Source organism: Nocardioides sp. CPCC 205120 (assembly GCF_048654585.1).
Taxonomy (GTDB): Bacteria; Actinomycetota; Actinomycetes; order Propionibacteriales; family Nocardioidaceae; genus Nocardioides.
In genome coordinates, this window is sequence record NZ_JBMCYY010000001.1 from 849671 (window position 1) to 861823 (window position 12153).

Here is a 12153-nt window from a genome sequence, read left to right on the forward strand (position 1 = left end):
GCTCACGCACGACACAACTCCACAGACTCCTGAGGCGAGGGCCAACCCAACCCCCACAGTTCGGTCCCTGCCCCCCCGGCTCGCCTCAGGTGGTGAGGGCGGTGGACGCGGTTCTGCGTCCACCGCCCTCGGTACGTCCTCACCCCGTCAGCGGCATGCCGGCGGGGCGCTGGGTGACGCCTCAGCCGGCTGCGCGCAGGTCGAGGAAGACGGTCGTCCCCTCGCCCAGCGTGCTCTCGATCCGCACGTCGCCCTGCTGGCGCGCCATGAGCCGGCGGACGCTGTCGAGGCCCAGGCCGTGCCCGCCGTCGTCGGTGGCCAGACGCCCCCGCTCACCGGGCTCGAAGATCCGCTCGAGATCGTCGGGGTGCATGCCGCGTCCGGAGTCGGTGACGCTGATCCGGACCATGGCCGTGCCCGACCCGGGGGCGTCCGTCGGGTCCGCCGGGACGGCCTCGGTGGCGACGACGACCTCGCCGTCGGAGTAGCGCAGCGCGTTGCCGACGACGTTGGCGAGCACGCGCTCCATCGCCTGGCGGTCGGCCAGCACGGAGCGGGCCGTCGTGGACAGCCGGAGCCGCACCCGGTCGGCCGCGGTGGCCTCGAGCGCGGCGCGGACGGTGGCCGGGACGACCTGGTCGATGCGCAGCGCCTCCAGCTCCAGGACGTCCGCGGAGGCGGAGCCCGGCGCGCGCGGCGCGTCGAGCTGGCGCTCCATCATCGTGTCGAGCCGGCGCAGGCTGCGCACGGCGCGCTCCAGCATGGCCGCCGGGACGCCGGCCGCGTCGAGCTCCTCGAGGGCGAGGTCGACGTAGCCCAGGGCCGCGGTGAGCGGGGCCCGCAGGTCGTGGGTGAAGGCGGCGTGCTGCTGCTCGCGGGCGAGCTCGGCGAGGTGCTGGTCGGTGACGTCGCGGGTGACCTCGACGAAGCCGGCGAGGCCCCCGTCGGCCTCGCGGACGGCGCTGATGGTGACGTCGGCCCGGAAGCGCGCGCCGCCCCGGCGCACCCGCCAGCCGACGCAGTGGGCCACGCCCTCGTCGGCGGCCTGGCGCAGCAGCCGGGCCGGCAGGTCGGCACGCAGGTCGGCCTCGGTGTAGAAGCGCGTGAAGGAGGTGCCGACCACCTCGGCGCTGCGGTAGCCCGCGACCTGCTCGGCGGCCGGGTTCCAGCTCAGCACCGTGCCGTCGACGGTGAGGGTGATGACGGCGTGGTCGCGGATCTGCGCGAGCAGCGCGTGCACGTCGCGGAGGACCCACGACTCGTGGGTGGGACCCGGACCGCCGGCGGCCCGGGGGCCGCGGGGGAGGGTCGTGTCGCGGGCCGCGTCCGTTCGGGACGTGGCCCGGCGGGCGTCCGTGGGCACTCGGGTTCTCGGCAAGCGCGTGGCTCCTGGGTCGTCGAGACGATCAGCGGCGGTCGCGGTCCGAGACTCCGCAGGTGACGGCCTGGGCCGCCGAGGGTGGGTCCGAGGTGCGCGCACCCGGGCCGTGAACAGTGTGCTCCGTCGTGGCGGCCCGTGAGGCCATTTCGGCGTTACGCGTCGGTCGGTGGCCTCTCGTTGCCCGAGACGCCGCGCTGGCCCATCGTGTAGCCGAGCTGGAACCGGGTCTGCGCCTCGAACTCCTCCTTGAGGTCGGCGACGTAGCCGGCGTACGTGCGGGGGCTGACGCCCAGGCGCTTGGCGCTCACCGGGTCGGCGTGGCCCTCGATCAGCATCCGGATCGTCATGGCCCGCTGCTCCGCGGCGATGTCGCGCAGCATCGACGACTCGTTGTTGGCGAAGGGCCGGCCCCGCTCCCAGTGCCGCTCGAACACGTCGACGAGGTACGCGACCAGCGACGGCTCGCGGATCGCGATCGCGACCGAGTGCCCCTCGCGGCCCGGGATGATCGCGAGGCGGCGGTCCACGACGATGAGGCGGTTGAAGAACTCGTCGAGCGTGCGCACCTCGGCGCCGCGCTCGGTGACGGTCGCGACGTACTTGTGCGTGATCGAGCTGCGCCGCGCCGCGTGCTGGTAGAGCGTGCGCATCCGCACCCCCCGCTCCAGCGCGGCGCTGTCGCGCTCGGCGGCCTTCGCGAGCGCGGTGGCGTTGCGGCCGACCTGCGGCTGCGCGGTCAGCAGCTCGGTCTCCGCGTCCGCCACGATCGCGCCGATGAACGGGTCGATGGCGTCGCCGCGGATCTCGGTGACGGGACCCGACGCGGGCTGGGGCGCCCGCCGCCAGGCGTGGGCCAGCGTGCCGAACGTGCGGGCCCAGGCCGAGGACTCCGCCAGCAGCTCGGCACCCCGCTGACCCAGGGGGGAGACGACCTGCGACTGCGCGGCGGTGGGGTCGATCGCGACGTACCGGTTGCCCTCGCGGCCCAGCAGGCCGAGCTCGAGCAGGAGCGCCAGCGCCTCCGCGAGCTCGCCGTCCGGCTGCAGGCGCGGGTCGTCGGCGCTCAGGCCGTTCGCGTCCAGCGCCTCCTCGTACAGGCGGCTGCCCGCCTCCTCGAAGAGCGCACGCGCCCCCGGACCCACCTCGACCACCGCACCCCGCCTCCCCGACGACACACCCGACCCCCGAGGACGATCATCCCACCCCGCGCACGCGGGTGGTGGACGGACGCGGCAGCGCCCCCACCGTCGTGACGCGTCCGCCACGGGGACGGCCGTGGGTCGGCCGCCCGGTCAGTCGGCGGGGCGGTCGTGGTGGCGGCAGCGGCCGGTGAAGGAGAGCGCGACGACGGGCGCCAGCGCGGCGGCGGCGTCGGCGGCCGTGCCGGGCGGGGTGCCGGGCTCGCCCAGGGCGACGCCCGTGGCGATCCCCCGGGTCGTGGCGAGCAGGACGGTGGCGGTCGCCGCCGCGTCGACGGCGGGCTCCACCTCGCCGCACCGCTTCGCGTTCTCCACGGCGACGCGCACGCGGTGGTGCGTCTCCCGCGACGCCGCGCGGGCGACGTCGGCGAGCGCCGGGTCGTGCAGCGCGCCGGTGAGCAGGCTCTGCACGACCGCGTGCTCCGTGCGGCGCTCGTCGTCGAGGGGGACGAGCTCGAGCAGGGAGTCGGTCAGCATCGCGGAGACCGGGCGCCCGGCGGCCTCGCCGGCGTCGACCAGCGCGGCGATCCGGGTGTCGCGGCGGGCCAGGCAGTCGGCGTACGCGAACCGCAGCAGCTCCTCCTTGCTCGCGAAGTAGTGCTGGATCAGGCCCACGGAGATGCCGGCACGGGCCGCGAGGCGCGGGTACGTCGTGCTGCCCAGCCCGCCCTCGGCCAGCAGCGCCTGGAAGGCCGCCGCGATGGAGCGGCGGCGCTGGTCGTGGTCGGCGGTGCGGGGCACGTCGACGACCGTACACCGATACGGCTACGGTTCCCGTATGACTGTATGGCTACGACCGGTCCTCACGGGCGCCCTCCTCCTGGGCGCCGCCGCCCCGGTCGCGCACGCCGTGCCGGCCCTGCCTGCCGGGGCCGCGAGCCCCCCGGCGGCCGGTGCGGCGGCGGCCGTCGACGCCGAGGAGGTGGAGGCGTGGGTGCGTGAGCGCACCGAGGCGGCCGGCGTGCCCGGCGCGGCGTGGGCGGTGGTCGGCCCCGACGACGTCGAGGTCGAGGGGGTGCTGGGCGAGGACGGCGCCGGCGACCCGGTCACGCCCGCGACCCCGTTCTGGTGGGGCTCGGTCGCGAAGCCGCTCACCTCGACGGTGCTGGTGACGCTCGCCGCGGACGGTGCGGTGGACCTCGACGCCCCCGTCGTGGCCTACCTGCCCGACTTCCGGATGCAGGACGAGGCGGCGTCGGACACCGTCACGGTCCGCCAGCTCATGTCCTCCACGGGCGGCGTCCCCCCGGCGTACGACCTCACCGACGCGTACGACGCGGGGCGGCGACCCGCCGACGTGCTGCCCGAGCTGGCCGGGCGGGAGGCCGCCGCGGAGCCGGGGGAGCGCCACGTCTACTCCAGCGTCGGCTACCTCGTGCTCACCGCCCTCGTCGAGGAGGTGACCGGGCAGTCCTACGCCGAGGTCGTCGCCGAGCGGGTGCTCGAGCCGGCGGGCATGACCGACGCCGTCACCACCGCCGAGGCGGCCGAGGCGGTCCCTCCGGGGCACCGCTACGTCGCGGGCCGTGCGGTGCCGTTCACCACCGGGTTCGACCCCGCCGGTGCGGGCTACGGCTACGTCGGCGGCGACCTGGGGGACGCCGTCGCCTTCGCCCGGCTGCAGCTGAGCGGGAGCCCGGTGCTCTCGCCCGAGCAGCGCGACGACATGGTGCGCGGCGACGTCGACCAGGGCGAGGGCCGCACCTACGGCCTGGGGTGGCGGCAGTGGGACGTCCCCGGCGGCGACGGCGAGCGGATGGTGTGGGTCTCGGGCGCGAGCCCCGGCTACTTCGCCTCCGTCGTGGTGCTGCCCGACCTCGACCGCGCGATCGTCGTGCTGCAGAACGCCTACGGCAGCTTCCAGGAGCCGGCCCTGCTCACGACCGCCTGGGGGCTCGCGGCGCTGTTCGAGGGCGGCGAGCCGCAGCGCGCCGGGACCGATCCGACGTACGTCGTGCTGCTCGCCGTGCTGGGTGGGCTCGCGCTCGCGCTGCTCGCCCTCGTCGCGCGGGGCGCGTGGGTGCTGGCGCGGCCGGGCTCGCGGGCCCGCCGGGCGACCCGCCGCCGGGTCGCGGTGACCACCGGTCTCGCGCTGGTCGCCCTCGCCGCCCTCGCGGCGGCGTACCTCGCCCTGCCGGGGATCTTCGGCGTGGAGCTCGGGCAGCTCGTGCTGTGGGCGCCCGACCTCGCGTGGCTCGTGCAGGGCGGCCTCGGGCTCACCGGGCTGCTGGCGCTCGTGCGGGTCGGCGTGGCCGCGCGCCTGCTCCGCGCGGGCGATGACGACGGGACGGCCCGGGACGCAGGACGGCCCCGGGACCACGGGGTCCCGGGGCCGTCCCCGTCGCGGGCGCGCTGACGCGCCGCGGCGTACTGGTCAGAGACCCAGGCGGGCCTTGAGGCCGTCGAGCTCGGTCCACAGCACGCCCGGCAGGTCGTCGCCGAACTTCTCGAACCACTCCTGGATCTGCGGCACCTCGGCCTGCCACTCGTCGACGTCGACCGAGAGGGCCTGCTCGAGCGCCTCGGTCGTCATGTCGAGGCCGTCGATGTCGAACGAGCCGATCTCCGGCACGTGGCCGATGGGCGTCTCGACCGCGGCGGCCTGGCCGTCGATGCGCTCGACGATCCACTTGAGCACGCGGCTGTTCTCGCCGAAGCCGGGCCACAGGAAGCCGCCCTCGTCGTCGCGGCGGAACCAGTTGACGTAGAAGACGCGCGGGAGCTTCGCCGCGTCGTTCTCCTTGCCCACGTTGATCCAGTGGCTGAAGTAGTCGCCGGCGTTGTAGCCGATGAAGGGCAGCATCGCCATCGGGTCGCGACGCACGACGCCGACCGCGCCCACGGCCGCGGCGGTCGTCTCCGAGGAGAGCGTCGCGCCGAGGAACGTGCCGTGGGTCCAGTCGCGGGCCTCGAAGACCAGCGGGACGGTCGTCTTGCGGCGACCGCCGAAGAGGATCGCGTCGATCGGCACGCCGCGGGGGTCGTCGTACTCCGCCGCGAGGATGTCGCACTGCTTGATGGGGGTGCAGTAGCGGCTGTTGGGGTGGCTCGACAGCTCCTCGCTGTCGGGCGTCCAGGGCTCGCCCTTCCAGGAGGTCGCCTTGGCGGGCGGGTTCTCGAGGCCCTCCCACCACACGTCGCCGTCCTCGGTGAGCGCCACGTTCGTGAAGAGCGAGTTGCCCTTGTTGATCGTGCGCATCGCGTTGGGGTTCGTGTGCTCGTTGGTGCCCGGCGCCACGCCGAAGAAGCCGTACTCCGGGTTGACGGCCCACAGGCGGCCGTCGGGGCCGATGCGCATCCAGGCGATGTCGTCGCCCAGCGTCTCGACCTTCCAGCCCGGGATGGTGGGCTCGAGCATCGCGAGGTTCGTCTTGCCGCAGGCGCTGGGGAACGCGGCGGCGATGTACTTCACGACGCCCTGCGGCGAGGTCAGCTTGAGGATGAGCATGTGCTCGGCCAGCCAGCCCTCGTCGCGGGCGATGACGCTGGCGATGCGCAGGGCGTAGCACTTCTTGCCCAGCAGCGCGTTGCCGCCGTACCCGGAGCCGAAGGACCAGATGGCCCGCTCCTCGGGGAACTGCACGATGTACTTCGTCTCGTTGCACGGCCAGGCCACGTCGGCCTCGCCCGGCGCGAGCGGGTGGCCGACCGAGTGCAGCGCGGGGACCCAGCGGACCTCCTGGCCGGCGGCGTCCAGCTCCTCCATGCGACGCAGCACCGGCGTGCCGAGGCGCGCCATGACGCGCATCGAGACGGTGACGTAGGCGGAGTCGGTGATCTCGACGCCGAACATCGGCTGCTCCGCGTCGAGGTGACCCATCACGAAGGGGATGACGTACATCGTGCGTCCGCGCATGCAGCCGGCGTAGAGCCCCCGCATGAGCTCCTTCATCTTCTCCGGCTCCATCCAGTTGTTGGTGGGGCCGGCGTCGCGCTCGTCGACGGAGCAGATGTAGGTGCGGTCCTCGACCCGGGCGACGTCGATGGGGTCCGACGCGCCGTGGAACGAGTTGGGCTTGAGCTCGGGGTTGAGCCGGGTGAAGGTGCCGGTCGCGACGAGCGCGTCGGTCAGCTCGGTCCACTCCTCGTCGGAGCCGGTGACCCAGTGGATGCGCTCCGGCTGGGTGAGCTCGGCGACCTCGGTGACCCAGGCGAGGATGCCCTCGTGGCTGGTCGGCTGGTCGGTGCTGGCGGGTGCTGCGGTGGCGGTCATGCCTGCGGGGTTCCCTCTCGCGCATCGCGACGCCGACCCCGGTGGGTCGACGCCGGCCGTCGAGCGTGTCGACGGTGTGGTCGGAGTGTGCTGATCGCGCGGCGACGTCGGCGGCGATGCCTTCCCGTGGCGCGGCTGCACCCCGGGGAGGACTTCTGGGCGCCCGGCTGGCCGGGCGTCACCGAGGCTGGCACACGATCGGCTGCCGCCCTATTGGATCGATCTACGGGGCATGGTTCCGGTTCCGAACGTGCCCGAACGTGCCCGCTATGGGTGTTTCCGCAGGTCACCGGCCGAGTGATCGCTCGGCGCGGGCGTCACGATACCGCGTCGGCGACCGTCAGGCGGCCGGTACGGCGGAGCGCGGCGCCACGCGGGCGCGGTGGGCGACGAGCTCCACGACGGCCGGGTGGGCCCCGATGACGTCGGCGACGACCGTCGCGCCGGCGGCGCGGGCGAGCGCGGCGCAGCGGCGCGCGAAGAACCCGGGAGCCAGGAGGTAGGGCACCACGGCGTCACCGGGACGCACCACGTCCTCCGGGCGCTCGCCGAGGCCGGAGAGGGTGGCCACCCGCACCGGGGCGCCGCGCAGGACGCCGAGCATCCGGGCCGCGGCCGCGAGGTCGGCGCTCGAGCCGGGGCGGCGCGAGCCGGCGGCCACCATCGTCACGGGCTGCCCGGGCCCGGCGCCCGCCTCGACGAGCCGGTCGCACATCGCGTCGGCCAGCAGCGGTGAGGGCCCCAGGGCGGCGGCCAGCGCGGTCGGCACGGGCGCGACGGTGACGGCCTCGGGCACGTCGGAGTCCACGTGCAGCCCCGACGACAGCAGCAGCGGGACGACGACGACCATGCGGGTCGCGGCGGCCAGCACGTCGGTCAGGAGCGGGGCGGCGAGCTCGACGTACGACGCGGTGGCCGGCACGCCGAGGCGCGCCCCGACGGCGGCGGTGAGGGCCTCGGCCACCGGGCTGCCCGAGCCGTCGCGGGTGCCGTGGGCGACGGTCACGAGGTGGGCCCGCCCGTGGACCGGGGCGGCTGCGGACGCGCTCACGGCGACGGTCACGGCGCTCCTTGGGCTCACAGGTCGACGGCGAGGCGGTAGCCCCGCTTGTAGACGGTCTGGACGACCTTCGTGCCCACGCCCGCGCGGAGCCGCGCGACGGCCATGTCGACCGCGTGGTCGGAGCTCCCCGCGCCCGCGGCGCCGCGGGGCAGGGCGCCCAGCAGCTCGCGGCGCGAGACCACCGCGCCGGGCCGCTCGGCGAGCGCCTGCAGGATCGCGAGCGGCGCCGGGGTCAGCGGGGCCTCGGCGCCGTCGACGATGACGGTGTCGCCCACGAGCCGCAGCACGTGCCCGCCCGCCTCGAGCACCAGGCCCGCGTGGCGCAGCGGCAGCTCCTGCTCGAGCAGCTTGACCATCGCGGCGAGCCGGGCGCGCTCGGGCTCGACGGTCGGCACCCCCCACAGCTCGAACGCCGCCGAGGTGACGGGGCCGACGCAGGTGGCGAGCACGTCGGCCTGGAACGCGGCGACGACGTCGTCGCGGCGCCCGACCGAGGCGGCCGCCTCCATCAGGGCGGCCACCGCGGGCGCGGAGGTGAAGGTGACGGCGTGCAGCGAGCGGTCGGCGACGCGGTCGATGAGCGTGAACATCGGGGTCGGGTCCTCCGCGGGCTCGACGCGGTAGACGGCCACCGAGGTCACCGTCGCGCCGAGCCGGCGCAGCGCGTGCGCCACCATCGACAGCGACTGCCCGTGCTCCTGCACGACGATGTGCGCCCCGGAGAGGTCGCGGCCGCGCAGGTGGCGCAGCACGTCGTCGAAGCGCTCGGAGTCCGGCGCCCACAGCTCGCGCAGGCCGCGGCGGCGCAGCGCCCCCACCGACTTCGGGCCGCGGGCCAGGATCTCGGCGCGCCCCAGGTGCTCCACCAGCGCGGGCAGCAGGCCCCACTCCTCGGCGGAGTCGAACCACGCCTTCATGCCGATGCCGGTCGTGGCGAGGAAGACGTCGACGGGCGTGGCCAGCACCTGCTCGGTGACCGCCCGCAGCTCGGCGTCCTCGACCCGCCGGGGGTGCATCGACAGGGCGGGTGCCCACACGGTCGCGGCGCCGCGCCGCTCCAGCAGTGCGACCTGCTCCTCGACCTTCCGCGCCGCCGTGACGCCGACGGTGAAGCCGGCGAGCGGCCCGGTGCCGTCCGCCGTACCGGTGCCGTCCGCAGGGCCGGTGCCGTCGGCAATGCCGGTGGCCTCGTCGGTCATGTGGCTGCGACTCCCTGGGTCTCGTGCGGCGTGCCCACCTCGACGACGCCGTCGACGACGCGGACGGGGTACGTCGCGACCCGGACCCCCGGGTCGTCGAGGCAGACGCCGTCGCGCAGGCCGAAGGGCTGCTTGAGCATGGGCGAGGCCACGAAGGGTACGTCGCCGCGCGTGCCCACGATGCCACGGGCCAGCACGGAGGCCCGGGCGAACGGGCAGTGGTTGTCGAGCGCGAACCACTCGTCGTCGTAGGTGCGGAACACCGCCACCGCCCGCCCGCCGACCAGGGCCGCGACGCCGCGCTCGCGGCCCAGCCGGTCGGTGGCGCAGACGGGGGTCCAGGTGGTCGCCGGGGTCGTCGTCGGGGTGGCCGGGGTGGTGGTCGGGGTCATCGGGGGGCTCCCACGGGGATCGTCGCGCCGAGGTCGACCGGTGCCCCCGGCCCCGAGGGGTCCAGGGTGGCCGGGTCGTCGACGGCGAGCGGGCGGATCTGGCCGCGCTCGGTGGTGAAGGTGATGTTGGGGTCGGGCGTGCCGGGCGCGTTGACGAAGGAGACGAAGCGGGACAGCTTCTCGGGGTCCTCCAGCGTCGCGCGCCACTCGTCGGCGTACGTCGCGACGTGCCGCTCCATCGCCGCCTCCAGCTCGCTGCCGAGGCCGAGGGCGTCCTCGACCACGACCTCCCGCACCCGCTCCAGGCCGCCGTCGAGCGACTCGACCCAGGCGGCGGTGCGCTGGAGGCGGTCGGCGGTGCGGATGTAGTACATGAGGAACCGGTCGAGGTAGCGCAGCAGCGTGGGGGTGTCGACGTCGCCGACCAGCAGCTCCGCGTGCCGCGGGGTCGCGCCGCCGTTGCCCCCGACGTACAGGTTCCAGCCCTTCTCGGTCGCGATGACGCCGAAGTCCTTGCCGCGGGCCTCGGCGCACTCGCGGGCGCAGCCCGACACGCCGCCCTTGAGCTTGTGGGGGCTGCGCAGGCCGCGGTAGCGCAGCTCGAGGTCGATGGCGAGCTGCACCGAGTCCTGCACGCCGTAGCGGCACCAGGTCGACCCGACGCACGACTTCACGGTGCGCAGCGACTTGCCGTAGGCGTGGCCGGACTCGAAGCCGGCGTCGACCAGGCGGGTCCAGATGGCCGGCAGCTCCTCCATGCGGGCGCCGAAGAGGTCGATGCGCTGGCCACCGGTGATCTTCGTGTAGAGCCCGAAGTCGCGGGCGACCTCGCCGATGACGATGAGCTTCTCGGGGGTGATCTCGCCGCCGGGGATGCGGGGCACGACCGAGTAGGTGCCGTTGCGCTGGATGTTGGCGAGGTAGGCGTCGTTGGTGTCCTGCAGCGCGCCGGTCTCGCCCTCGAGCACGTGGCCGTTGAACTGGCTGGCCAGCACGGAGGCGACGGTCGGCTTGCAGACGTCGCAGCCGCGGCCGGTGCCGTGGGCCTCGACGACCTCGGTGAAGGTGCGGTGGCCGTGCACGGCGACGACGTCGAAGAGCTCCTGGCGGGTGAGCGCGAAGTGCTCGCAGAGGCTGCGGTCGACCTCCTTGCCGACGGAGGCGAAGTAGTCCTCGACGATCCCCTTCACCGTCGGCACGCAGGAGCCGCAGGTCGTGCCGGCGCTCGTGCACGTCTTGACCGCGGCGAGGTCGGCGCACGCGTGCTCGCCGTCGACGTCCACGGCGTCGAGCAGGTCGCGCTTGCTGACGTTGTTGCACGAGCAGACGACGGCCTCGTCGGGCAGTCCCAGCTGCAGCGCGCCGCGGCTCTCCGGGAGGATCAGCTCCTCGGGGTTGTCGGGCAGCAGCATGCCGCTGGCGACCATCGGCCGCAGCAGCCCGTACGCCGACGCGTCGCCGACGAGCACGCCGCCGAGCAGCACGTAGGCGTCCTCGCGGGGGGTGCCGTCCTCGGCCGGGCCCGCGGGGCCCACGACGAGCTTCTTGTAGAGCCCCGCGACGGCGTCGGCGAAGACCAGCTCGAGGGCGTCGGGGGTGGTGGCGAACGCGTCGCCGAAGGAGGCGACGTCGACGCCGAGCAGCTTGAGCTTGGTGGACATGTCGGCGCCGGTGAAGGCGCCGGCGGTGCCGCCGAGGAGGGTGTCGACGACGATCTCGGCCATCGCGTAGCCCGGGGCGACGAGGCCGTACACGACCCCGGCGGGCGCCGCGCACTCGCCGATCGCCCACACGTGCGGGTCGGTGACCGAGCGCAGATGCTCGTCGACGAGCACGCCGCCGCGGGGAGCGACCTCGAGCTCCGCGGCGCGGGCGAGGGCGTCGCGGGGGCGGATGCCGGCGGAGAAGACGACCACGTCCGCGGCGATCGGCTCGGCGTCGCGGAGCCCGAGGCCCGCGACCCGGCCGGTGCCGTCGTCGAGCACCTCCGTGGAGGCGACGCCGCAGTGGACCGTCAGGCCGAGCTTCTCGACGTGGCGCACGAGCGTCGCGCCGCCCACCTCGTCGAGCTGCACGGGCATGAGCCGGGGCGCCATCTCCACGACGTGGGTCTCGGCGCCGAGCTGGTGCAGCGCGTTCGCCGCCTCCAGGCCGAGCAGGCCGCCGCCGATGACGATGCCGCGCTTGCGGGCGCCGTCGGGCCCGGGCGCGACCGCGTCGCGGATCGCCTCCAGGTCCTCGATGGTGCGGTAGACGAAGCAGCCGTCGAGGTCCTTGCCCGGGACCGGCGGCACGAACGGAGCGGCGCCCGTGGCGAGCACCAGCTCGTCGTACGTGGTCGTCCTGCCGTCCGACAGCGCCAGCGTGCGGGCCGCCCGGTCGACGCCGGTGACCTCGGTGCCGAGGTGCAGCGCGACGCGGGGGTCGTCGTACGCGCCGCCCGGCAGGAACGACAGCGCCTCGGCGCCGACCTCGAAGAAGGAGGTGAGCGCGACGCGGTCGTAGGCGGCGCGCGGCTCGGCGCCGTAGACGACCACGTCGTGGGTCTCCGTGAGACCGCGCTCGATCGCGGCGGCCACGAAGCGGTGGCCGACCATGCCGTGGCCGACGACGACGATGCGGGGCCGGCGGCCTTCGGTCGTGGGGCTCATGGGTTCTCCTCGGGGTACGGCGGGTGGTGCGGGGCGGGCTTCGGGCGGGTGCGGG

Annotated in this window: 9 protein-coding genes; 1 reads left to right on the forward strand and 8 read right to left on the reverse strand. The window is 75.0% G+C overall.

The genetic code is table 11. The annotated features are described in order from the left end of the window. Positions 1-181: 181 nt before the first annotated feature. From ACOACO_RS04025 to ACOACO_RS04035, 3 genes are all read right to left on the reverse strand, one after another. On the reverse strand, positions 182-1378 hold the full coding sequence (locus ACOACO_RS04025; RefSeq protein ID WP_420294962.1) for an ATP-binding protein: 1197 nt from the start codon (positions 1376-1378) through the stop codon (positions 182-184). 155 nt (positions 1379-1533) lie between these two features. Beyond that, a complete protein-coding gene (locus ACOACO_RS04030; protein ID WP_420294963.1) occupies positions 1534-2532 on the reverse strand; it encodes a LuxR family transcriptional regulator in 999 nt (332 codons plus the stop codon). Positions 2533-2673: 141 nt separating this feature from the next. Beyond that, complete coding sequence (locus ACOACO_RS04035) at positions 2674-3321, reverse strand: TetR/AcrR family transcriptional regulator (RefSeq protein WP_420294964.1); 648 nt, start codon at positions 3319-3321, stop codon at positions 2674-2676. A 37-nt stretch (positions 3322-3358) separates the two neighbouring features. On the opposite strand from ACOACO_RS04035, the gene ACOACO_RS04040 reads away from it, so the two are divergent. After that, on the forward strand, positions 3359-4936 hold the full coding sequence (locus ACOACO_RS04040) for a serine hydrolase domain-containing protein (RefSeq protein WP_420294965.1): 1578 nt from the start codon (positions 3359-3361) through the stop codon (positions 4934-4936). An 18-nt stretch (positions 4937-4954) separates the two neighbouring features. Here the strand turns inward: ACOACO_RS04040 and ACOACO_RS04045 are convergent, their stop codons facing one another. From ACOACO_RS04045 to nirB, 5 genes are all read right to left on the reverse strand, one after another. Next, the gene (locus ACOACO_RS04045; RefSeq protein WP_420294966.1) at positions 4955-6793 is read right to left on the reverse strand and encodes a phosphoenolpyruvate carboxykinase (GTP); all 1839 of its coding nucleotides are present in this window, start codon (positions 6791-6793) and stop codon (positions 4955-4957) included. Between the two features lie 340 nt (positions 6794-7133). Then, positions 7134-7856 (reverse strand): sirohydrochlorin chelatase, encoded by a 723-nt coding sequence (locus ACOACO_RS04050; protein WP_420294967.1) that lies wholly within the window; start codon positions 7854-7856, stop codon positions 7134-7136. 14 nt (positions 7857-7870) lie between these two features. Continuing rightward, positions 7871-9055: a uroporphyrinogen-III synthase gene (locus ACOACO_RS04055; RefSeq protein WP_420294968.1), complete on the reverse strand. Its 1185-nt coding sequence runs from the start codon at positions 9053-9055 to the stop codon at positions 7871-7873. Further along, positions 9052-9447: a nitrite reductase small subunit NirD gene (nirD, locus tag ACOACO_RS04060; RefSeq protein ID WP_420294969.1), complete on the reverse strand. Its 396-nt coding sequence runs from the start codon at positions 9445-9447 to the stop codon at positions 9052-9054. Before nirD ends, ACOACO_RS04055 begins: the two co-directional genes overlap by 4 nt. Further along, complete coding sequence (gene nirB, locus ACOACO_RS04065; protein ID WP_420294970.1) at positions 9444-12098, reverse strand: nitrite reductase large subunit NirB; 2655 nt, start codon at positions 12096-12098, stop codon at positions 9444-9446. Before nirB ends, nirD begins: the two co-directional genes overlap by 4 nt. Positions 12099-12153: the final 55 nt, after the last annotated feature.

Coding starts and splice junctions, on each gene's coding strand:
- ACOACO_RS04045 (WP_420294966.1), bottom strand. CDS start 6,793: ATGACCGCCACCGCAGCACCCGCCAGCACCGACCAGCCGACCAGCCAC.
- nirB (WP_420294970.1), bottom strand. CDS start 12,098: ATGAGCCCCACGACCGAAGGCCGCCGGCCCCGCATCGTCGTCGTCGGC.
- ACOACO_RS04055 (WP_420294968.1), bottom strand. CDS start 9,055: ATGACCGACGAGGCCACCGGCATTGCCGACGGCACCGGCCCTGCGGAC.
- nirD (WP_420294969.1), bottom strand. CDS start 9,447: ATGACCCCGACCACCACCCCGGCCACCCCGACGACGACCCCGGCGACC.
- ACOACO_RS04040 (WP_420294965.1), top strand. CDS start 3,359: ATGACTGTATGGCTACGACCGGTCCTCACGGGCGCCCTCCTCCTGGGC.